Source organism: Streptomyces spirodelae (assembly GCF_017676385.1).
Lineage (GTDB): Bacteria > Actinomycetota > Actinomycetes > Streptomycetales > Streptomycetaceae > Streptomyces > Streptomyces spirodelae.
On sequence record NZ_JAFFZN010000013.1, the window covers coordinates 171,315 to 191,641 of the forward strand.

General features: G+C 72.8%; 21 protein-coding genes and 1 pseudogene. 8 read left to right on the forward strand and 14 right to left on the reverse strand.

The annotated features are described in order from the left end of the window. Positions 1-154: 154 nt before the first annotated feature. Positions 155-1,258, reverse strand: a complete 1,104-nt coding sequence (locus JW592_RS16255) for an anti-sigma factor family protein (protein WP_209265792.1) — start codon at positions 1,256-1,258, stop codon at positions 155-157. After that, positions 1,255-2,028: an RNA polymerase sigma factor SigE gene (gene sigE / locus JW592_RS16260; RefSeq protein WP_209265793.1), complete on the reverse strand. Its 774-nt coding sequence runs from the start codon at positions 2,026-2,028 to the stop codon at positions 1,255-1,257. Before sigE ends, JW592_RS16255 begins: the two co-directional genes overlap by 4 nt. Before the next feature lie 127 nt (positions 2,029-2,155). On the opposite strand from sigE, the gene JW592_RS16265 reads away from it, so the two are divergent. Next, positions 2,156-2,851 (forward strand): O-methyltransferase, encoded by a 696-nt coding sequence (locus JW592_RS16265; RefSeq protein WP_209265794.1) that lies wholly within the window; start codon positions 2,156-2,158, stop codon positions 2,849-2,851. Positions 2,852-2,944: 93 nt separating this feature from the next. Here the strand turns inward: JW592_RS16265 and JW592_RS16270 are convergent, their stop codons facing one another. Beyond that, positions 2,945-3,112, reverse strand: coding sequence for a DUF3117 domain-containing protein (locus JW592_RS16270; protein ID WP_016469583.1), 168 nt, complete (start codon positions 3,110-3,112; stop codon positions 2,945-2,947). A gap of 309 nt (positions 3,113-3,421) precedes the next feature. On the opposite strand from JW592_RS16270, the gene JW592_RS16275 reads away from it, so the two are divergent. Then, a complete protein-coding gene (locus JW592_RS16275; RefSeq protein WP_209265795.1) occupies positions 3,422-4,210 on the forward strand; it encodes an enoyl-CoA hydratase-related protein in 789 nt (262 codons plus the stop codon). 59 nt (positions 4,211-4,269) lie between these two features. Here the strand turns inward: JW592_RS16275 and JW592_RS16280 are convergent, their stop codons facing one another. After that, positions 4,270-4,899 (reverse strand): DNA-3-methyladenine glycosylase I, encoded by a 630-nt coding sequence (locus tag JW592_RS16280; protein ID WP_209265796.1) that lies wholly within the window; start codon positions 4,897-4,899, stop codon positions 4,270-4,272. Next, the gene (locus JW592_RS16285) at positions 4,896-5,354 is read right to left on the reverse strand and encodes a DivIVA domain-containing protein (protein ID WP_209265797.1); all 459 of its coding nucleotides are present in this window, start codon (positions 5,352-5,354) and stop codon (positions 4,896-4,898) included. Before JW592_RS16285 ends, JW592_RS16280 begins: the two co-directional genes overlap by 4 nt. A 148-nt stretch (positions 5,355-5,502) precedes the next feature. Between JW592_RS16285 and folP the strand changes: the two genes are divergently transcribed. After that, positions 5,503-6,399 carry a dihydropteroate synthase gene (folP, locus tag JW592_RS16290; RefSeq protein WP_209265798.1) on the forward strand — a complete coding sequence of 299 codons (897 nt, stop codon included), beginning with the start codon at positions 5,503-5,505 and terminating at the stop codon, positions 6,397-6,399. 61 nt (positions 6,400-6,460) lie between these two features. Here folP and JW592_RS16295 read toward each other — a convergent pair whose 3' ends face one another. After that, a complete protein-coding gene (locus JW592_RS16295) occupies positions 6,461-7,207 on the reverse strand; it encodes an LOG family protein (RefSeq protein ID WP_209265799.1) in 747 nt (248 codons plus the stop codon). Positions 7,208-7,326: 119 nt separating this feature from the next. Next, positions 7,327-8,406, reverse strand: coding sequence for a succinyl-diaminopimelate desuccinylase (gene dapE / locus JW592_RS16300; protein ID WP_209265800.1), 1,080 nt, complete (start codon positions 8,404-8,406; stop codon positions 7,327-7,329). Between the two features lie 120 nt (positions 8,407-8,526). Here dapE and JW592_RS16305 point away from each other — a divergent pair, with 120 nt between their 5' ends. Together JW592_RS16305 and JW592_RS16310 are read left to right on the forward strand one after the other, a co-directional pair. Further along, positions 8,527-9,663, forward strand: coding sequence for a heavy metal transporter (locus JW592_RS16305; RefSeq protein WP_209265832.1), 1,137 nt, complete (start codon positions 8,527-8,529; stop codon positions 9,661-9,663). 307 nt (positions 9,664-9,970) lie between these two features. After that, positions 9,971-10,378 (forward strand): ATP-binding protein, encoded by a 408-nt coding sequence (locus tag JW592_RS16310; protein WP_209265801.1) that lies wholly within the window; start codon positions 9,971-9,973, stop codon positions 10,376-10,378. Between the two features lie 209 nt (positions 10,379-10,587). Here the strand turns inward: JW592_RS16310 and JW592_RS16315 are convergent. Further along, positions 10,588-11,139, reverse strand: a pseudogene (locus tag JW592_RS16315) (TetR/AcrR family transcriptional regulator); the annotation flags it as partial. 130 nt (positions 11,140-11,269) lie between these two features. Here JW592_RS16315 and JW592_RS16320 point away from each other — a divergent pair. Then, on the forward strand, positions 11,270-12,724 hold the full coding sequence (locus JW592_RS16320) for an FAD-dependent monooxygenase (RefSeq protein WP_209265803.1): 1,455 nt from the start codon (positions 11,270-11,272) through the stop codon (positions 12,722-12,724). Between the two features lie 154 nt (positions 12,725-12,878). Here the strand turns inward: JW592_RS16320 and dapC are convergent, their stop codons facing one another. Both dapC and fdxA read right to left on the reverse strand, forming a co-directional pair. After that, positions 12,879-13,985: a succinyldiaminopimelate transaminase gene (gene dapC, locus JW592_RS16325; RefSeq protein WP_209265804.1), complete on the reverse strand. Its 1,107-nt coding sequence runs from the start codon at positions 13,983-13,985 to the stop codon at positions 12,879-12,881. Positions 13,986-14,134: 149 nt separating this feature from the next. Continuing rightward, positions 14,135-14,461, reverse strand: coding sequence for a ferredoxin (gene fdxA, locus JW592_RS16330; protein ID WP_209265805.1), 327 nt, complete (start codon positions 14,459-14,461; stop codon positions 14,135-14,137). A gap of 150 nt (positions 14,462-14,611) precedes the next feature. Here fdxA and JW592_RS16335 point away from each other — a divergent pair, with 150 nt between their 5' ends. Together JW592_RS16335 and JW592_RS16340 are read left to right on the forward strand one after the other, a co-directional pair. Further along, positions 14,612-15,610, forward strand: a complete 999-nt coding sequence (locus JW592_RS16335; protein ID WP_209265806.1) for a GNAT family N-acetyltransferase — start codon at positions 14,612-14,614, stop codon at positions 15,608-15,610. A 1-nt stretch (position 15,611) separates the two neighbouring features. Further along, entirely contained in the window at positions 15,612-16,520 is a 909-nt protein-coding gene (locus JW592_RS16340) for a transglutaminase-like and tetratricopeptide repeat-containing protein (RefSeq protein WP_229376140.1), read from the forward strand. A gap of 214 nt (positions 16,521-16,734) precedes the next feature. Here JW592_RS16340 and JW592_RS16345 read toward each other — a convergent pair whose 3' ends face one another. The 4 genes from JW592_RS16345 to JW592_RS16360 are packed head-to-tail and all read right to left on the reverse strand — an operon-like array spanning position 16,735 to position 20,212. After that, positions 16,735-17,307: a response regulator transcription factor gene (locus tag JW592_RS16345; RefSeq protein ID WP_229376200.1), complete on the reverse strand. Its 573-nt coding sequence runs from the start codon at positions 17,305-17,307 to the stop codon at positions 16,735-16,737. 37 nt (positions 17,308-17,344) lie between these two features. Next, complete coding sequence (locus JW592_RS16350) at positions 17,345-18,484, reverse strand: sensor histidine kinase (RefSeq protein WP_209265808.1); 1,140 nt, start codon at positions 18,482-18,484, stop codon at positions 17,345-17,347. Between the two features lie 16 nt (positions 18,485-18,500). Further along, complete coding sequence (locus tag JW592_RS16355) at positions 18,501-19,238, reverse strand: ABC transporter permease (protein WP_209265809.1); 738 nt, start codon at positions 19,236-19,238, stop codon at positions 18,501-18,503. Further along, a complete protein-coding gene (locus JW592_RS16360) occupies positions 19,235-20,212 on the reverse strand; it encodes an ABC transporter ATP-binding protein (RefSeq protein WP_209265810.1) in 978 nt (325 codons plus the stop codon). The genes JW592_RS16355 and JW592_RS16360 overlap by 4 nt, the downstream gene beginning before the upstream one ends. Between the last annotated feature and the right edge of the window lie 115 nt (positions 20,213-20,327).

Here is a 20,327-nt window from a genome sequence, read left to right on the forward strand (position 1 = left end):
CGCCTCGCCCGGCTGCCTCCTGCGGCCCACGGCTCGGGAGGCCCCTTGGGGTCCCTGCCGGGCGTCAGATTGTCGAGAGGATTCAACCAGGAACGCGGAGCACCGCACAGCGGGCGTCAACCCGTCGGCGCCCGGGGCCGCGTAAGTGCCCGGGTCACTGCCCGGCCGGGTCCGCCGCGGGTGTCGAGGCCGTCAGGGAACCGGTGGCCACCGGTGCTCTGCCGGGGAAGGACCGCAGCACCGACGGGTCGTGCCGGACCGGGCCCTGAGCCGACCGCACCTCGGCCGAGGGCTCCCGCAGGGCACCGGGCAGCAGCGACGCCGAACCCCGCAGCGAGGTCAAGCTCCGCTCGGCCCCGTCCCGCCCGTACCAGCCGGTGGCGTTGGTGGAGGGCGAGACGTGCGACCGCTCGAACAGCGACAGCGGCGCGGAGGAGCGCCGCAGCAGGCTCACCGGCGCCGTCAGCCGGCTGCTGGGTGCCACCGCGCCGTGCGAGGCGAGAGGGGCGAAGGTGGGCCCGGAGTTCGAGGTGCGGCCGCTCTGCGCTCCGCCGCGGTGCTCGCCGCCGCGCCGCCTGTTGTCCCGGGCGGCACCGGAGCCGGAGCCCGCGCTGCGCACCGAGTTGGCCGACGGGTTGTCGCCGCCTCCCCCGGAGCCGGAGTTGCTCGCCGCGCCGGAGGCGAAGGTGCCACCGAGGGCGAGGGCTGCGAGCGAGAAGGCGCCCGCGGCGGCGAAGGCGAAGCGCCGCCGGCCGCGGGAGGCGGAGCGCTCCCGCTCGGCGCGGTCCACGGCCCGCTCAGCGGCCTGCTCGGGCCCGTCCGGAGGGGGGATCTCATGTATCCGGAAGCCGCGCTGCGGGGTGAGCGGGCTGCGCCCGCCGCCCGGCAGGTGGTCGAACACCCAGGGGGAGCTGTCCCGGCCGCCGGGCAGTGCCGTCTTGGTGAACGCACTGCCCCGCGCTGGTCCCCCGTCCGAGGGACCTCCCGAGCCGGGGCCGCCGTCCATGTCGTCGAACGGGGCAGGACCCAGTCCGCTGTCGGCGGGCAGCCCTTGCAGCCGGGCGAGGAGCCCGGCCGACGGTGGGGGCGGCGGCGCGTCGGCGAAGACGTTCTTGAGCCGGCGCTGCGCATCGGCCTCGGCCTTGCACCCCTGGCAGGTCGCCAGATGGGCGAGGACCCGCTCGCGCGCGTCATGGCCCAGCTCGCCGTCCACAAGGGCGGCGAGGCGGTCTCCGAGGTGGTGTTCGGCGGAGGTCACCCGGCGCTCACCTCGCCCGTCCGGGCCGTCGGCACCACCGCGCTCAGGGTGCGCTGCTGCTCGGCCCTGGCGGCGGGCGAGCGGTGCTGGAGCGCCTTGCGCAGGTGGGAGCGGCCACGGTGGATACGGCTGCGGACAGTGCCCAGCTTCACGCCGAGGGTGGCGGCGATCTCCTCGTAGGAGAGGCCCTCGATGTCGCAGAGGACCACGGCGGCGCGGAACTCGGGCGCGAGGGTGTCCAGGGCCTGCTGGACGTCCGCGTCGAAGTGGGTGTCGTTGAAGTGCTGCTGCGGGGTGGGCTCGCGGCTGGGGAGCCGCTCGGCGGCGTCGTCGGCGAGCGCGTCGAAGCGGATGCGCTGCTTGCGCCGGACCGTGTCCAGGAAGAGGTTCGTGGTGATGCGGTGCAGCCAGCCCTCGAAGGTGCCCGGCGTGTACGTCGACAGCGAGCGGAAGACGCGGACGAAGACCTCCTGGGTGAGGTCCTCGGCGTCGTGCTGGTTACCGGTCAGACGGTAGGCGAGCCGGTAGACCCGGGCGCTGTGGGTGCTGACGATCTCCTCCCAGGAGGGAGGGGTCCACGCCTGCGCGTCCGCATCGGTCGCGAAAGTCGCCGTGGTCGCGGAGTCGGCGGTGCGGGACTGGTCAGCGGTGTCGGTCACGGATTTCGGCTGTGCCGTCGACCTGCGGAATCTTGAGAAGACGCCGCGGTCCCGGCTCGCAGCCGCACCTCCCCTGTCGGCTCTGGTGGTGTCCACTGGAGCCCCTACCATAGCCACATCTCCCGTTAGCTCCGGATAAGAAAAATTGCCCGGCTTTGCCGACCGCTCTCATGCGGTCCCTGTCTCCTCAACGCCCGGTCCCATCAGCAGGTTCCCGGGCCAACGGATACAGTCACGATTGCGTGGAGGACGGGGACAGGAGAGGGCCATTACCGGCAACCGGCAGACGAGCTGGGGGTTCGCCGACGCGTACGGCGCCGAGCTGGTCGAGAACGCCGAGAGCGAAGCACTGCGCTGGGCCCGCGACCGGGCCCAGGACGCCGGGCTGCGCACGGTCTCCCCTGCCACCGGAGCGGCGCTGCGGCTGCTGGCGGCGGCCGCCGGAGCCAAGGCCGTCGCGGAGATCGGCACCGGCACCGGCGTCTCCGGGCTGCACCTGCTGCACGGGATGCGGCCCGACGGGGTACTCACCACGGTCGACACCGAACCGGAGCGGCAGCAGTTCGCGCGCGAGGCGTTCCGGGCCGCCGGGTTCATCGGCAACGGGGGCAACAGGGTGCGGTTCATCCCCGGCCGGGCCCTGGACGTGCTGCCCCGGCTCGCGGACGGCGGCTACGACCTGGTCTTCTGCGACGGCGACCGGACGGAGTGCCTGGACTATCTCGCCGAAGCGTTGCGGCTGCTGCGCGACGGCGGGCTGATCTGCTTCGCGGGAGTCTTCGCCGAGGGCCGTACGGGCGAGCCGACAGCGCACTCCCCCGAAGTGCTGCGGCTGCGCGAGCTGTTGCGCACGGTACGGGAGAGCAAGGTGCTGGTGCCCTCGCTGCTGCCGGTCGGCGACGGCCTGCTGTGCGCGGTCAAACGCGGTGAGTGACCGGGCGAGCGGGAGACGACGCGGGCGGGAAACGCCGCCGCCCCGGCCGGTACGCGCTGCGCGTACCGGCCGGGGCGGCGGCCTGCGGACTGATCAGCCGCAGACCTTCTTCAGTTCCTCGCCAAGCGCCGTTGCCTCATCCGGTGTCAGCTCGACGACGAGTCGCCCACCGCCTTCGAGCGGAACGCGCATGACGATGCCCCGCCCCTCTTTGGTCACCTCGAGCGGGCCGTCACCCGTCCGCGGCTTCATGGCCGCCATGCTCGTTCCCCTTCCTGAAACCAGCCGATCGCGCCGGGGGTCCCGTAAGCGGGCACAGTTTCACCGGCATCGAACACATTGCTTCCCCGCCATTATCCCGCATCGCAGGACCCGATGACCAACATCGGTCCACATCTCTTCTTCCTCGACCGCACACAAAACCACCCAATGTGGCGATCACCCTGCGGTACCGCCCGGCTTCCGCTCATTCGCCGGTACCCCCGGGTTTGACGCAGGTCACATGCGCGGGGCCGGGACAGGCGGGCGCCTGCCCTGTCGGAGCCCGATGATCTAGGCCATGCTGAGCACATGTCCGACACCGTGCGTTACGAAGTGAACGAGGGGCTCGCGACGGTCACCCTCAACCGCCCCGACGCGATGAACGCTCTCGACAGCGAAACGAAGACCGCCCTGCGCGACACCCTCCAGCGGGCCGCGGCCGACGACGGGGTGCGCGCCGTACTGCTCACCGGCAGCGGCCGAGCCTTCTGCGTGGGACAGGACCTCAAGGAGCACACCGGCGCCCTGGAGGAGCGCGGCGGGAGCGCCCTGAACACGGTCGAGGAGCACTACAACCCGATCACCCTGGCGCTCGCCGGCATGCCCAAGCCGGTGGTGGCGGGTGTGAACGGAGTGGCGGCCGGCGCGGGCGCCGGTTTCGCGTTCGCCTGCGACTACCGCGTGGTGGCGGACACCGCGGCGTTCAACACCTCCTTCGCCGGGGTGGCGCTGACTGCGGACTCCGGCGTCTCCTGGACGCTTCCCCGGCTGGTGGGCCCGGGAAGGGCCACGGATCTGCTGCTCTTCCCGCGCAACGTCAAGGCCGAGGAGGCGCTGGAGCTCGGACTGGCCAACCGGGTGGTGCCGGCCGCCGAGCTCACCGCCGAGGCCGAGGCCGTCGCCCGCAAGCTCGTCCAGGGGCCCACCGCGGCGTACGCGGCACTCAAGGAGTCCCTCGCGTTCGGTGCCTCGCACTCGCTCGCCGAAACCCTCGGCAAGGAGTCCGAACTCCAGGTGCGGCTGGGCGATTCCGCGGATCACCGCGCTGCGGTGGAGGCGTTCGTCAATAAAGAGCAGCCGCGTTTCACGGGGCGCTGACGGGCGTTCAGCGGGGCTTGTCCTGCCCCCTCCCGCTGGTTCCCCGCGCCCCTTCGGGGCTAACGGCGCCAACAGGTGGCCAGGTGGTCGTCGACCAGACCGCAAGCCTGCATCAAGGCGTAGGCGGTCGTGGGCCCGACGAAGCGGAAGCCGCGCTTCTTGAGCTCCTTTGCCAGCGCTGTGGACTCGGGGGTGCTGCCTGGCACCTCCGCCGGCGTGGCGGGGGCCCGCCGGGCTGCCGGATCGGGGGCGTACGACCACACCAGGCGGTCCAGCTCGCCGGGCTCCCACTCGGCGGCGACGCGGGCGTTGTTGAGCGCCGCGCTGATCTTCGCACGGTTGCGGACGATGCCGCTGTCGGCGAGCAGCCGCTGCTCGTCGGCCTCGGTGAACCGCGCGACGGCGGGGATGTGGAAGTCCGCGAAGGCGACACGGAAGGCGTCCCGCTTGCGCAGGATCGTCAGCCAGGACAGGCCGGACTGGAACGCCTCGAGGCACAGCCGCTCGTAGAGCGCGTCGTCGCCGTGCACCGGCCTGCCCCACTCGTTGTCGTGGTAGGCGGCGTAGTCCTCCGGGGCGATCCCCCAGGGGCAGCGCAGCCGCCCGTCCGGGCCCGGGAGCGCGCCGCCCTCGGGCGGCGCGGGGGCAGCCGGGGCAGCGGCTGCGGTCGTCGCGGTCTCGGTGGTCATCGGGCATCGCCCTCCTGGCCTTCCACGTCCGGGCCGCGCTCGTGGTCCGGGGCGCTGTCGTGCCCCGGGTCGTGGTCGTGTGGTTCCTCCGGCCGGTGGCGGCCGGCCTCGGCCGCGCGCCCCATCGCGACGGCCTGTGCACCGGCCAGCGCGGACTCCAGTTCGGCGATCCGCGCGTCGCGCTCGGCGAGCTCCGCGCCGAGCCGGTCGAGGACGTCGTCGACCTGCTCCATGCGGTAGCCGCGGACCCCGACCGCCAGCCGCAGGCCCGCCACATCCGCGTGGGTCACGGGGCGCTCGGGCGGCAGCGGCTCGTCCAGCAGATCGGGCGGCGCGTCGGTGAGCCCGCCCGCCGCGCCGTGGCCGTCACCGCCGGGCCGGTCTCCGCTCCCGACGACGGCGAGCGTCACCGCGGCGACGACCGCGACAAGCGAGATCAGCAGGAACACGAACACGGATCGACTCCCGAGTGGTTGCCGGATGTGGGCCGACCCTGATCGTGCCACGGCACGGTGACAGCTAGGGTCGGCGGCAGAGGTCGGTGCACGGGCCACGCGGGTGCGGGCAGCAGCCGGGCACCGCCGAGAGGAATGAGGATGGTCGATGCTGCGCCTGGGCACGCGCGAGTTCGGTGAACACGAACCGGTGATCATGGCGATCGTGAACCGGACCCCGGATTCCTTCTACGACCGCGGCGCCACTTTCCGCGACGAACCCGCGCTCGACCGGGTCGAGCAGGCGGTCGCCGAGGGCGCCGCCGTCATCGACATAGGCGGGGTGAAGGCGGGCCCGGGTGACGAGGTCACGGCCGAGGAGGAGGCGCGGCGCACGGTCGGTTTCGTCGCGGAGGTGCGGCGGCGCTGGCCGGACGTGGTGATCAGCGTCGACACCTGGCGGCACGAGGTGGGCGAGGCCGTGTGCGAGGCGGGTGCCGACCTGCTCAACGACGCCTGGGGCGGGGTCGACCCCCGGCTGGCCGAGGTCGCGGCGCGGTACGGCGCGGGGCTGGTGTGCACCCACGCCGGAGGCGCCGAGCCGCGTACCCGGCCGCACCGGGTGGCGTACGAGCCGACAGCGGACGGACAGGGCTCCGCGGGCACCAGCGGCGTCGTCGAGGACATCCTGCGGGTGACGTGCGGGCTGGCCGAGCGCGCTGTGGAGCTCGGGGTGCGCAGGGACGGCATCCTCATCGACCCCGGGCACGACTTCGGCAAGTCCACCCGGCACTCGCTGGAGGCGACGCGTCGGCTGGACCGGCTGACCGGGACGGGGTGGCCGGTGCTGGTCTCGCTGTCCAACAAGGACTTCGTGGGCGAGACCCTGGACCGGCCGGTCGAGGAGCGGTTGATCGGCACCCTGGCCACCACTGCCGTCTCCGCCTGGCTGGGGGCGCAGGTCTACCGCGTGCACGAGGTCGCCGAGACCAAGCAGGTGCTGGACATGGTTTCTTCCATTGCGGGGCACCGTCCCCCTGCGGTGGCCCGGCGCGGGCTGGCCTAGCCCCCGCGGGTTGTGGGGTGGGCGCTCGCGCGGTCCCCCGCGCCCCTGGCGGGGCGCCGTGCTAGCCGCCTACCTCCTTGGTGACCAGTGCGACGGCCTCCCCGATGTCGTCGGTGACGTGGAAGAGCTCCAGGTCGCGCTCGGATGCCTTGCCGCCTGCGACGACCGAGCCGCGCACCCAGTCGATGAGGCCCTTCCAGTACTCCGTGCCGTACAGCACGATCGGGAAGCGGGTGACCTTCTGGGTCTGCACCAGGGTCAGCGCCTCGAACAGCTCGTCCAGCGTGCCCAGTCCGCCCGGCAGGACGACGAACCCGCTGGCGTACTTCACGAACATCGTCTTGCGGACGAAGAAGTACCGGAAATTGACGCCGATGTCGACGTAACTGTTCATGCCCTGCTCGAAGGGGAGCTCGATACCGAGCCCCACCGAGGTGCCGCCCGCCTCCAGAGCGCCCTTGTTGGCCGCCTCCATGGCGCCGGGGCCGCCGCCGGTGATGACGGCGAACCCGGCCTCGGCCAGCGCCCGGCCGATCCGCACACCGCTGTCGTACTCCGGGGATTCCACCGGGGTGCGGGCCGAGCCGAAGACGCTGACGGCGGGGCCCAGTTCGGCCAGGGCGCCGAAGCCCTCGACGAACTCGGACTGGATGCGCATCACCCGCCAGGGGTCCTGGTGGATGAAATCGGAGGGGCCCGCGGTGTCCAGCAGCCGCTGGTCCGTGGTCCCCGGCTGCACCTGGTCGCGGCGGCGCACGACAGGGCCCAGCCGCTGTTCCTTCGGCTCCTTGCCGGGTCCGTCGGTCATTTACGGCACTCCTTCCGCCTGCGATCTTTCCGCCTCAGGGTATGCGGACGGCGAAGAGGGCTGTCGGGAATTCACACGGACGGCAACTGTCGGCTGTCTTACCGGCAGGTGTCCGCGGGTCAGGCGGTAAGCCAGTGCCGCAGCCGCTCCTCGCACCGGGTGATGAGCGCGGTCTCGACCCGTTCATCCCTCTTGTGGGCGAGATTGGGGTCACCGGGTCCGTAGTTGACGGCGGGTACCCCCAGGGCGCTGAACCGGGACACATCGGTCCAGCCGTACTTGGGAAGCGGCTCGCCGCCCACCGCGTCGAGGAAGGCACGCGCCGCGGGGTGCGAGAGGCCGGGCAGCGCTCCCGGCGAGCTGTCGTCCACCTCGAACTCCTCCACACCGCACCCGGCGAACACCTCGCGCACATGGTCCAGCGCCTCCTGCTCGCTCCGGTTGGGCGCGTAGCGGAAGTTGACGGTGACGGTGCACAGGTCCGGGATGACGTTGCCGGCGACGCCGCCCTCGATACCGACGGCGTTGAGACCCTCCCGGTACTCCAGCCCGTCGATCACCGGCCGCAGCGGCTGGTAGTCCGCCAGCCGCGCGAGCACCGGCCCGGCAGCGTGGATCGCGTTGGCGCCCATCCAGCCGCGTGCGGAGTGCGCACGGGTGCCGTGCAGCCGCAGCTTCACCCGCAGCGTGCCCTGGCAGCCGCCCTCGACCCGCCCCTCGGAGGGTTCCAGCAGTACGGCGAAATCACCCTCCAGCCAGTCGGGGTGGGCGGCGGCGACATGGCCCAGCCCGTTGAGGTGGGCCGCGACCTCCTCGTTGTCGTAGAAGACGAACGTCAGATCGCGGTTCGGCTCGGGCACCGTCGCGGCGATCCGCAACTGCACCGCGACACCGGATTTCATGTCGCTGGTGCCGCAGCCCCACAGCAGCCCGTCCTCGTCCAACCGGGAGGGCACGTTGTCCGCGATCGGCACGGTGTCGATGTGGCCCGCGAGAACGACGCGCTCGGCCCGGCCCAGCGCGGTGCGGGCCACCACGTTGTTGCCGTACCTCTCGACGTTCAGATGAGGCAGCTCGGACAGTGCCTCCTCGACGGCGTCGGCGAGGGGCTTCTCACTTCCGCTCTCGGAAGGGAAGTCCACCAGCCGCGCGGTGAGCAGGGCGGCGTCCTGGTGCAGGTCGAGTGCGCTGTGGGGCATGGCCCCAGCCTACGGCGACCGTGCGGCGCGGCGCGGCGTGCCCCGGGCCCTGCGGCGCTGTCCGGCCCAGCGGCTACCTTTGGGTCCGTGCCCCACTCACGATCGGCCCGCTCGCCACGCATGCCCGAGCGCATGTCCCGGCCCAAGGGCCGCGGCAGGCTCTTCAGGGTCGCCGTGGCCTGCGTCGTGCTGCTCGCCGTCGCCGCCTATGTCGCGGTGCGCGGACTGTCGGGCCAGGACGGCGCGATGTGCACCGTACACGCGAGCGGAGGCAAGGACGCCGGCTCCGCCGCCTCCGGCGGCTCGCGCGGCTCGCAAGACGCGTCCGGCGCCTCGCAGACCTACGAGCTCGCCCCCGAGCAGGCCGCCAACGCCGCGACGATCGCCGCCGTCGCCTCCCGGCGCGGACTGCCCGAACGGGCGGTGACCATAGCCTTGGCCACGGCCATGCAGGAGTCGAAGCTGCGCAACATCGGCCACGGGGACCGCGACTCGATCGGCCTCTTCCAGCAGCGCCCCTCGCAGGGCTGGGGCACCGCCGACCAGATCGGGGACCCGGTCTACTCGGCGAGCCGGTTCTACGACCACCTGGTGAAGGTCCCCGGCTACTCCCGGCTGCCGCTGACCGTCGCGGCCCAGCGGGTGCAGCGCAGCGGCTTCCCGCAGGCGTACGCCAAGCACGAGATGAACGCGGCGCTGCTGACCGGCGCGCTCACCGGCCGCCGGCCGGCCACGCTCTCCTGCACCACGGGCGCACGGAGCCTCGGCGGGGCGGGCGACCCGGAAGCCGTACGCAAGCGATTGGTGCGGGAGTTCGGCCGGGACGTACTGGCCGACGGCACCGGCACGCTGACCGCGGCGTCCCCGCGTGGGAGCGCCGCACCACGCCAGCCGCGCTCCAGGGCGCACGCAGGCGCGAACAGCGCCGCCCGCGACCCCCTGCGCACCCCCGAGCCCGCCGGGGCACCTGCCACCGGGGTGCCCGCCGAGATGCGAGCCGCTGCCGCGCGGACCGGTGCCGGGCCCACCGTCTCGGTGCCGGCGCACGGCCGCCGCCATGGCTGGGAGCTTGCCCACTGGGCGGTCTCCAACGCCGCCGGGCTGCACATCGAGCGGATCTCGTACGCGGGCCTGCAGTGGACAGCGGAGCGCTCCGAGGAGGGCTGGCGCAAGGTCGGCACGGGGGATGCGAAGAGCGGCGGGGCCAAGGGTTCCGGGGGCGGTGCCGTGGAACTTCGGCTGGCCACCGGTCACTAGTCCAGCCGCTACCTCGCGAGGGGGAAGCCGGTCCACAGAATGGACGTTTCCTCCCTCGCGTGACGGTCCCCGCCACGAGTGAACCCGCCGGGCCGATCGTGCCTGGCAGCGGCCGGTTCGGCTCCTCCGGTACAGGTCAACCGGCTGCGAGGAATGCCCAGTTTGACGGCTCGTGCGGCAAACCTGGATTGCCAATCCTTTACCCGCGCCGCCCGCAACCTCCACGGCACTTGGCCCGATAGGCACTGCGTCTGACCGGGGGACCCCGGCTGACACGCCAAGAACCCCTCTCCGTCAAAGGAGCACCATGTCCAACCCCCTCACGCGCCGGATCGCCCGCACCGCGCTGCTGACGGCAGCCGGCGCCGCCACCGTCGTCGGTGCCGCCGGAGCCGCGAGCGCCGTGGAACTGCCCGCGAGCCCCGTGGGCGGGGTCAGCAACCTGGACGGCGAGGGCGTCGGCAACACGCTGGACAAGACGGCCCGCGACACCACCTCGCTCGCCGGCCACACCGGCGGCAACGCGGTCAAGAAGACCGTGCCCGCCGCGGGCCGGACCGTGGGCAAGGCCGGCAAGACCGCGGCGCCCGCGGCCCAGCACCTCACCGGCAGCGCCGTCGGCGAGGCCGGCGACATGCTGGGCCAGGTGGCTGCCGCCGCCGCTGACACCCACCTGCCCCGCACCGCCAACCTCGGGGGCCTGCCCCTCGGCTGACGGTTCTCCAGGGGCCACCCCTGGAACCCCCCGGCACGCCAAGGGCCGCCCGGACCATCGAGGTCCGGGCGGCCTTTGGCGTGCGCGCCGCGCGGCGGAGGTCACTCACCCGCTCGTGGGCCGGGCGCAGGGCGCGGTGCCTCCTCCGGCGCCCCCCGTCCCGGGACATCTCCGTCGTCCTGCGCGGAGTCCCATGGCTGCGCACGGGATGCGGTCAGATAGCGCTGGACGGTCGGCGCGACCCATTCGACGAGCTCCCCTCGCGTCATCGCCACCGCAGGGGGGAAGCGCAGGACGTAGCGCGTCATCGCCATACCGAGGATCTGGGAGGCCACGAGTACGGCGCGCCGAGCCGCCTCGTGCGGGTCGGGCGAGACGGCGGCGGCGATGGGGGCGACCTGCTCGCGGAGGATGCCCTGCATCCGCTCCGCCGCGGCGGTGTTGGTGACCCCGGCGCGGAGCAGCGCGGTGAGGACCTCGTCCTCCTCCCAGCGGTCGAGGAAGTGCTCGACGAGGGCCTTGCCCACGGATTCGCGGGGCAGGCGGGACAGCTCGGGCAGCCTGAGGTCGAACTCCGACGCTGCGGCGAACAGCCCCTCCTTGCTGCCGAAGTAGCGCATCACCATCGAGGGGTCGATCCCGGCGTCCTGGGCGATCGCCCGGATCGTCGCCCGCTCGTACCCGCGCGCGGCGAACCGTTCACGTGCGGCGGCCAGGATCTTCGCCCGGGTGGAGTCGGAGCGGCGCGAACCTTCAGTCATGACCCCGAGTCTATGCCAACAAATGTTGGCCAACAACCGTTGACCCTCCAGACGGCAGCCGCTACCTTCCTCTCAACGCCGCACCAACAACCGTTGGCCAACGAGCGTTGACACCCCAGGAGGTGGCTGTATGAACTCCCGGCCGCACGCCGTTCAGCGCAATGTCATCGTCATCGGTGCGGGCCCCACCGGCCTGCTGCTCGCCGGAGATCTCGCCGCGGCCGGGATCGCGGTCACGGTCCTGGAGCGCCGCCCGCACACGATCAGCAACCTCTCCCGCGCCTTCGGCGTCCACGCCCGCACCCTGGAGCAGTTGGACGCCCGCGGTCTCGCCGACGACCTGATCTCCGTCGGCAGCACCATCACGGATCTGCAGCTCTTCGGCCGGCTGAGCCTTGATCTGACCACCCTGCCCAGCCGTTTCCCCTACCTGCTGATAACGCCGCAGTACGAGGTGGAGAAGGTGCTGGAGGCCCGCGCCCGCGACCTCGGGGTCGAGTTCGTCCACGAGGCCGAGGTCACCGGACTGACCCAGGACGCCGACGGCGTCCAGGTCGAGATCGGCGGCACCGGGACCCGCCGTGCCGCCTACGTCGTGGGAGCCGACGGCCACCGCAGCGCCGTCCGCACCGCGCTGGGGCTGCCCTTCCCCGGGGTGTCCGTCATCAAGTCCCTCTTCCTGGCGGACGTCCGCCTCGCCGAGCGGCCCGACGGTGTCCTCACCGTCAACGGCGCCGACGACGCCTTCGCGATGATCGCCTCATTCGGAGACGGCTGGTACCGCGTCATGGGCTGGAACCGGCGCCACGAGGTCTCGGACGACACGCCGATCGATCTGGAGGAGGTCAAGGAGGTCACCCGCCGGGCGCTGGGAACCGACTTCGGCATGCACGACGCGCGCTGGCTCTCCCGCTTCCACAGCGACGAGCGCCAGGCGCCCTCCTACCGCGAAGGCCGCATCTTCCTGGCCGGGGACGCGGCGCACATCCACTCGCCCGCCGGCGGCCAGGGCATGAACACCGGTCTGCAGGACGCCGCCAACCTCGGCTGGAAGCTGGCCGGAGTGCTGCACGGCTGGGCGCCCGAGACACTCCTGGACACCTACCATGCCGAGCGCCACCCCGTCGGCAAGGCGGTGTTGCGCAGCAGCGGTGCCATCGTCCGGCTGGCACGGGCACAGAGCGCGGTGCTGCGAGCGGTCCGCACGGTGGCCTCGTCCGCCATCGGCCACTCCCCGGCGGCCAAGGCCAAGGCCCTCGGCCAGATCTCCGGTATCGGCTACTCCTACCCCGCGCCGTCCGGCGCCCACAAACCGGCCGGGCACCGGGTGGCCGACCTGGCGCTGTCCGACGGCAGGCGGCTCTACGAGGCGCTGCGCGAGGGCAAGTTCGTGCTGGTCGCCACGGAGGACACCGCGGCGGTCAAGGGCCGCGAGGACCGGTTGGTGCGGGTCACGCCCGCGGAGGAGACCCGCCAGACCCTGCTGGTCCGTCCCGACGGCTATATCGCCTGGGCTTCTCACGCCCCCTCGGAAGCCGACCTGGAAGAGGCCGTACGCGCCTGGACCGGGTCGCGCCCGGAGTGACAGCCGGCGGGCGAACCGGGGGCCTGCCGTCCGTGCCGCCTCAGGGCACGTGCCGCCTCAGGGCAGCAGGCGGGCCGCCGGCCGCGCGGCCCGCCCTCCGACTCCGTGCGCCCGGCCGCCAGTACGCCCCCAGTCGCTGTGCGCCCGGCCGCCGCTACGCCCTCAGTCGCTGTGCGGCCGCGGCTACGCGCTCGTCCGTGGCCGTGAGTGCGACGCGGACGTGCCGCGCTCCGGCGGGGCCGTAGAAGTCGCCCGGGGCGACGAGCACCCCGTGCTTGGCGAGGTCGGCGACCGTGTCCCAGCAGGACTCGTCCCGTGTCGCCCACAGGTACAGCGATGCCTCGCTGTGCTCGATCCGGAAGCCCGCCGCCTCCAGCGCCCCACGCAGCTGCGTGCGGCGCGCGCGGTAGCGTTCGCGCTGCTCGGCCACGTGGGTGTCGTCACCGAGTGCGGCGACGGTCGCGGCCTGCACGGGCGCCGGCGTCATCATTCCGCCGTGCTTGCGGATCTGCAGCAGCTCACCCAGCACGTCGCTGTCCCCCGCGACGAAGGCGGCCCGGTAGCCGGCGAGGTTGGAGCGCTTGGAGAGGGAGTGGACGGCCACCAGCCCTTCGGTGGAGCCGCCGCACACCTCGGGGTGCAGCACGGAGACGGGATCGGTCTCCCAGCCGAGCTCCAGGTAGCACTCGTCGCTGACGACCAGTACGCCGTGCTCGCGCGCCCAGGCGACGACGGCGCGCAGCTTCTCGGGTGGCAGGACCTGCCCGGTGGGGTTGGAGGGCGAGTTGAGCCACAGCAGCTTGAGCCCGGTGGGGTCCAGCTCCAGGGGGTCGTCGTAGGCCACGTGCTCGGCGCGCGCCAGCCGGGCGCCGACCTCGTAGGTGGGATAGGCGAGCCGGGGGAAGGCCACCCGGTCGCCGGGGCTCAGACCGAGCTGGGTCGGCAGCCAGGCCACCAGTTCCTTGGAGCCGACGACGGGCAGCACGTTCCGTTCGGTGAGGCCCTGGGCGCCCAGTCGGCGCTCGCACCAGCCGGTGAGCGCGTCCCGCAGCTGCTGTGTCCCCCACACGGTGGGGTAGCCGGGGCTGTCGGCCGCCTCGGTCAGCGCGCGCCGCACCAGCGGCGGGACCGGGTCGACAGGGGTGCCGACGGACAGGTCGACGATGCCGTCGGGGTGGCCGGCGGCGGTGGTCTTGTACGGCTCGAGCCGGTCCCAGGGGAAGGTGGGCAGGCGGTCGGAGACGGGGGACTCGGAGGGCATGGTGCTCGCTTTCGGAAGGCGGCCGGCCGGTGCGGCGCGGCGCGGAAAACGCCGCAGCCCCGCACGACAGGACGCCATGGTCGCCGTACGGGACTGCCAGGGAGCCACTCGTGGGGCGAGTGGCTCACTCGTCGGGGGTCACCCGTGGGTCACTCGTCGTGCTCCTGCGGCGGAAGCGCGGCGATGATCGGGTGGTCCTTCTCGATCAGGCCGAGCTTGCTGGCACCGCCGGGCGAGCCGAGGTCGTCGAAGAACTCGACGTTGGCCTTGTAGTAGTCCTTCCACTCCTCGGGGGTGTCATCTTCGTAGAAGATGGCCTCGACCGGGCAGACGGGCTCGCAGGCACCGCAGTCGACGCACTCGTCCGGGTGGATGTACAAGGACCGCTGGCCCTCGTAGATGCAGTCGACCGGGCACTCCTCGATGCAAGCCTTGTCCTTCAGGTCGACACAAGGCTCCGCGATGACGTAAGTCACGCTGTCGTTCCTCCTCGTTAGGGCTGGCGGGCCGGTGCCCGGCTCCGCCGCGGGCGCGCGGGAGCGCTCTTTCGCTTCGGACGGCGGCGATGCCCACACCTAGTATCTCCGTTCGCGGAGACAAGACGAACAGGAGGGGCGGTCAGAACTGTGGAATTCACCACGGGCGGACGTCTGGAGGTCCGCATCACCCCTTCCGACGTGGGCAAACGTGTCTCGGTGCGGTCGCTGACGGCGGCTGGGGAGCGGCGCGGACGATTCACGGACACGATCGGCATTCTCACATCGTGGACCGGAGGTCTGCTCGGAATCACCCGCCGCGATGGTGAGCAGGTCGAGATCGAGGAGGCGTCGATGGTCGCTGGAAAGGTCGTACCGCACACGCCGGCCCGCCGCCGGGGGCTGCCCGCCGCCGACGTGCGGGAACTTGTCACCGTGGCCGCGCGGGGCTGGCCGCCGGTGGAGTCCGGGCAGTTGGGCGGATGGACCCTGCGGGCGGCCGGCGGCTTCACCGCGCGTGCCAACTCGGTGCTGCCGCTGGACGAGCCGGGGCTGCCGCTGGACGAGGCGCTGGCGCGGGTCACGGCCTGGTACGGGCAGCGGGACCTGCCGGCCCGGATGCAGGTCGCCGTGGAGGAGAACGCGCTGCTCGCAGCGCGGCTGCGGGAGCGCGGCTGGACGGCGGAGCGGCACGGGCTGATACAGGTCGGCGCGCTGGCGCCGTTGGCCGACCGGGAACCGGACGGCAGGGTGGTGCTGGAGCGCACGCCGGACGAGAAGTGGCTCTCGCTCTACAACCGTGCGGACGGCGAGCGGCTGGCGGAAGCCGCCGTGAAGGTGCTCACCGGCGGGCCCTCGGTGTGGTTCGCGACGGTACGGGACGAGGCCGGCTCCCCCATGGCGATCGGGCGGTGCGTGGTGGACGGCCGGTGGGCCGGGTTCGCCGCCATAGAGGTCGCCCCCGAGCGGCGCCGGCAGGGGCTCGCGCAGGCGGTGACGGGCGAGCTGGCGCGTGCCGCGCTGGCGGAGGGTGCCTCGGCCGCCTACCTCCAGGTGGAGCGGGACAACACGCCCGCACGCGCCCTCTACGAGAAGCTGGGGTTCGCCGACCACCACGCCTACTTCTACCTCCGCGCCCCGCAGGACTGAGATGGGCGGGCCGAGCGAAGCGGGAAACGGCATGGAGGGCGAGGGCGGGACGGCCAGGCGGCGGTTCGCCGAGGCGGCCCGCGAGGAGCGCCCCGATCTGGCGCTGCTGTGTCTGCTGATCGGCGCGGAGGCCGCCGGGCACGCGCACGGCGGACGGGAGCCGGGAGTGGACGAGGAGCCGGCCGTCGACCGGATCGTGGACGAGGGGCAGGCCGAACTCGACCGGCTGGCCGGACTGTTGCCGTACGAACGTGGCCGTACCCCCGCACAGTGGGCGCGGGCCCTGGAGCGGACCCTGGGCGGGCAGCTGGGGTTCAACGGCGCCGCCTCGGACTACCAGCGGCTGGAGTCCTCGCTGCTGCCCGAGGTGCTGCGGCGGCGGCGCGGGCTGCCGATCCTGCTGTCGGTGGTCTGGACGGAGGTGGCCAGACGCGCCGGCGCCCCGGTGTACGGGGTGGCGCTGCCCGGGCACTTCGTCGTGGGCTTCGGCGATCCGGTCGGCGAGCACGTACTGGCCGACCCGTTCGGCGGAGGGAAGCGGCTCGACGAGGAAGAGCTGTCCGCGATGGTCGCCGGGGCCACCGGCGGGACACCGCTGTCGGCCGCCTCGCTGCGCCCTGCCGGGCCGCTGGAGACGGTGCTGCGCGTCCTGAACAACATCCGGGCCTGGGCCGGCCCGCGGCCCGAGCAGTCCGGGGTGCGGCTGTGGGCGGTCGAGCTGTCCCTGCTGCTGCCGCACCACCCCGGCAGGCTCCGCTTCGAGCGGGCCCAACTGCTGGTGGAGCGGGGCGACTTCATACGGGGCGCACGGGAGATGGAGGAGTACGCGGACGTCGTCGCGACGATGGAGCCGAACGCGGCGGAGAACGTACGGCGCGCTGCGCGCGCTGCGAGGGCTCGTCTGAACTGAGGACTTGGTGCCCCGCGCCAGTCGGGCTGATGAGGGGGTGCCCCTTGCTACCGCGTGCAGTCTGCGGGTCCGTCGTGGCTGGTCGCGCAGTTCCCCGCGCCCCTGAAAACCCAGCTCCTGCGCTTGGGAGGTCTGCGCCCCGGGAGGTACCTCCCGGCCGGAGGTCGGGGGAGCAGGGCCGGCAAGCGCAGCACGCACGCCGGGTACGCAGGCGTCAGAGCCAGCCCTTGTCGCGGGCGATGCGGACGGCCTCCGCCCGGTTGCGGGCGCCGGTCTTCTGGATGGCGGTGGACAAATAGTTGCGCACCGTGCCGTGCGACAGATGCAGCGCGCCGGCGATCTCCGCGTTGCCCGCCCCCTCGCGGGCAGCGGCCAGTACATCGCGCTCCCGATCCGTGAGCGGACTGGCGCCCTCGGCGAGCGCGGCGGCGGCCAACGCAGGGTCGATGACGCGCTCGCCCGCCCGTACCCGGCGTACCGCGTCGGCGAGCTGCGCGGCGGGCGCGTCCTTGACGAGGAACGCGTCGGCGCCCGACTCCATGGCCCGGCGCAGATAGCCGGGCCTGCCGAACGTGGTGAGGATGACGACCTTCAGCCCCGGGTGTGCGGCACGCAGCCCCTCCAGCGCGTCGAGCCCCGTCATACCCGGCATCTCGATGTCCAGCAGCGCCACGTCCACCTGGTGGGCCGCGACCGCGTCCAGTACCTCGTCGCCCCTGCCGACCTGGGCCGCGATCTCGATGTCCGGTTCCAGGCTCAGCAGCGCGGCGAGTGCCTCGCGGACCATCGCCTGGTCCTCGGCGAGCAGCAGTCTGATCACGGCCTCAGGGTACTGAGGGCACGGTGGCGCGCAGTGTGAAGCCCCCGTCCACGCCCGCCGAGGTGGACAGCGTGCCGTCCACCAGCGCCAGCCGCTCCCGCAGCCCGCTGAGCCCGTTGCCCTCCCCCGCGCCCGAGGGGCCCTTGCCGTCGTCGGTGACGGTGAGGGCGAGGCTGCCCTCCTGCGACGCGTCGAGGGTCACCGTGCAGCGCGCCGCGCCGCTGTGCCGCACCACGTTGGTGACGGCCTCGCGCAGGGCCCACGCCAGTGCGCCCTCCTGCTCGGGCTCCGGCCGCACGGCGGGCGGCTCCTGCGGCAGGTCGGCGGCGATGTCCGCGGAGTCGAGCGCGGTGCGGGCGCCCGCGAGCTCCACGGCGAGCGTCGGACGGCGGTAGTCGCTGACCGCCTCGCGTACGTCGACGAGGGCTTGGCGGCTGACCCGTTCGATGTCGGCGACCTGTTCGGCGGCCCGCTCCGGGTGCGCGGGCAGCATGCGGCCTGCCAGTTCGCTCTTGAGCGTGATGACGGAGAGGGAGTGCCCCAGCAGGTCGTGCAGATCGCGGGCGAGCCGCAGCCGCTCCTCGTTCGCCGCGAGCTGGGCCACCGCCGCGCGGGCCTGGCGCAGCTCGCGCATGGTCCGTACCGTCTGCCGCGCGGACATCAGCGCGAACCCGCCCAGCAGGCTGGGGATGACGAACGAGGTCCACCTGTTCCACCAGGGCAGCTCCCCGAAGTCCGTACCGACCAGTGCCAGCGCCAGCACACAGACCACCACGGCCGGTATCGCGAACCGCACCGGCAGCACGGCACCGCTCGCCACCGAGATGTAGACGAACAGCACCAGCCACTCCTGGCTCATGGTCATGGAGAGCGCGAGAGCGAGGGCGAAGAGGACGGCGAGCATCGAGTGCACGAGCCGCTGGGGAAGTGGCCGCCTGGTGTGCCGGAAGACCAGGGAGCAGTACACCGCCAGGAACGCGGCCAGTCCGGTGGCCGCCAGTGCGACGGTCGGGTGGCTGTAGTGGCCGGACCACAGGTCGCGGACGGCACCCCCGAGGAAGACCAGCCAGACGGCGATCATGGCCGCCTTGGACCACTTCTGCCGCGGGGTCTCGGTACTGTCCGCGACGAGGGGGGTTCTCATCTCTCGCACCACCGCATCATGCCTTGCGGGTGTCCTTGCGGTAGAGCCAGGCCGCGGCCCCCGCGAAGAGCAGGAGATAGCCCAGCAGCAGCCCCGCGTCCGAGAGGTGCGGTGCCTCGCCGACCTCAACGGCCCGGCCCAGACCGGTGTAGGCGTGGGTGGGCGTCCACTCCCCGATGCGCTGTGCCCAGTCGGGCAGGCTGGAACTCGGCAGCCACAGTCCGCCCAGGAACGCCAGCCCGAAGTAGCACAGCATGGTGAGCGGCCGCACCGCGTCGCCCGTCGCCAGGTAGCCGATGGCCACCCCCAGCGCGGCGAAGACGAAGCTGCCCGCCCAGGAGCACAGTGCCACGGCGGCCCACTGCCACGCTTCCAGCCGTACGCCCATGACGGTGGCGCCGGTCAGCAGGACGAGCACAATGGCGGGCAGGCTGACGACCGCGGCCGAGGCGATCTTCGCGGTGACATAGCCCCGCCCCGGCAGCGCGGTGAGCCGCAGCTGCCGCACCCAGCCGGCCTCGCGCTCCTTGGCGATGCGTTCGCTGTTGCCCATCAGCACGGCCGTCATCGCGCCGAAGGCGGCCATCGCGACCATGTAGTAGAGCTTCATGTCGACGCGGAGGCCCGGCATGTTCCCCGGTGTGTTCCGTCCGGCGATGATCAGATACAGCAGCGGCGGGTAGATCACCGAGAAGAACATGAACTTCTTGTTGCGCAGCGAGCGCGTGATCTCCAGCTTGACGAGGGTCTTCACTTGATGCCTGCCTTCTGGCCCGCGGGCCGCTGGTCGGTCTTCTCGGCGCGCTCCTCGGCGCGCGAAGTGAGGGCGACGAATGCCTCCTCCAGGCCGAGCCCGGTCACCTCCAGGCGCCGCGGATACAGCCCCAGCGCGTAGAGGGCCTGCACGGTGGCGTCAGCGTCCGTGGAGCGCAGCCGTACGGCGGAGCCGGCCAAGTGCAGCTCACCGACTCCCGGCAGGGCGCGCAGCTGCGCCTCCAGCACCCCGTCGGGGACCGCCTCCAGCGTGAAGCCGATCCGGCGCACACCCGCCATGGCCTTGATCTCGGCCGCGCTGCCGTCGGCGAGCAGCCGCCCGCGGTGCAGCACCAGCACCCGGTCGGCGACCTCGTCGGCCTCCTCCAGATAGTGGGTGGCGAACAGTACGGTGCGGCCCTGGGCCGCCTGCGCCCGCATGGCCGACCAGAAGGAGCGGCGCGCGGTGACGTCCATGCCGGTGGTGGGCTCGTCCAGCACGATCAGGTCGCTGTCGCCCGCGGTCGCCAGCGCGAACCGCACCCGCTGCTCCTGACCGCCGGACAGCTTGCCGACCGTCCTCTCGGCCAGTTCGGTGATCCCCGCGGTCGCCAGCACCCGCTCGGCCGGGTAGCCCTTCGGGTGCAGTGCGCAGGCGAGCTCGACCAGTTCCCGTACCCGTACCCCTTCCATCAGCCCGCCGGACTGCAGCATGGCGCCCACCCGGCCCCCGGTGACCGCGCGCCGTGGCGTCGTGCCGAACAGCCGCACCCGGCCGCCCGCATCCGGGTTGCGCAGTCCGAGCAGCAGGTCGAGCGTGGTGGACTTGCCGGCCCCGTTGGGGCCGAGGAGGGCGACGGTCTCGCCCGGGTGCAGGCTGACGGTCAGCCCGTCGAGCGCCCGCACGGAGCCGTAGGTCTTGGAGGCCGAGGTGAACTCCACGGCCGGGGCCGTGGGAGGGGTCGTCGTCGTCATGCCGCCAAGGCTCGCCGAGCGGCGGATGGCAGCGGCAGTGCCGACGGTCGTGACCTGGGGCTGACAGATGTCATCCCCGCGCGATGACGGCCCGCGCCGCGACGTGATGACGGCC

Coding starts and splice junctions, on each gene's coding strand:
- folP (WP_209265798.1), top strand. CDS start 5,503: ATGCTGCGCCTGGGCACGCGCGAGTTCGGTGAACACGAACCGGTGATC.
- JW592_RS16310 (WP_209265801.1), top strand. CDS start 9,971: ATGTCCAACCCCCTCACGCGCCGGATCGCCCGCACCGCGCTGCTGACG.
- sigE (WP_209265793.1), bottom strand. CDS start 2,028: ATGGTAGGGGCTCCAGTGGACACCACCAGAGCCGACAGGGGAGGTGCG.
- JW592_RS16360 (WP_209265810.1), bottom strand. CDS start 20,212: ATGACGACGACGACCCCTCCCACGGCCCCGGCCGTGGAGTTCACCTCG.
- JW592_RS16340 (WP_229376140.1), top strand. CDS start 15,612: ATGGGCGGGCCGAGCGAAGCGGGAAACGGCATGGAGGGCGAGGGCGGG.
- JW592_RS16320 (WP_209265803.1), top strand. CDS start 11,270: ATGAACTCCCGGCCGCACGCCGTTCAGCGCAATGTCATCGTCATCGGT.
- dapE (WP_209265800.1), bottom strand. CDS start 8,406: ATGCCCCACAGCGCACTCGACCTGCACCAGGACGCCGCCCTGCTCACC.
- JW592_RS16275 (WP_209265795.1), top strand. CDS start 3,422: ATGTCCGACACCGTGCGTTACGAAGTGAACGAGGGGCTCGCGACGGTC.
- JW592_RS16270 (WP_016469583.1), bottom strand. CDS start 3,112: ATGGCGGCCATGAAGCCGCGGACGGGTGACGGCCCGCTCGAGGTGACC.
- JW592_RS16305 (WP_209265832.1), top strand. CDS start 8,527: ATGCCCGAGCGCATGTCCCGGCCCAAGGGCCGCGGCAGGCTCTTCAGG.
- dapC (WP_209265804.1), bottom strand. CDS start 13,985: ATGCCCTCCGAGTCCCCCGTCTCCGACCGCCTGCCCACCTTCCCCTGG.
- JW592_RS16280 (WP_209265796.1), bottom strand. CDS start 4,899: ATGACCACCGAGACCGCGACGACCGCAGCCGCTGCCCCGGCTGCCCCC.
- JW592_RS16345 (WP_229376200.1), bottom strand. CDS start 17,307: ATGGTCCGCGAGGCACTCGCCGCGCTGCTGAGCCTGGAACCGGACATC.
- JW592_RS16350 (WP_209265808.1), bottom strand. CDS start 18,484: ATGAGAACCCCCCTCGTCGCGGACAGTACCGAGACCCCGCGGCAGAAG.
- JW592_RS16295 (WP_209265799.1), bottom strand. CDS start 7,207: ATGACCGACGGACCCGGCAAGGAGCCGAAGGAACAGCGGCTGGGCCCT.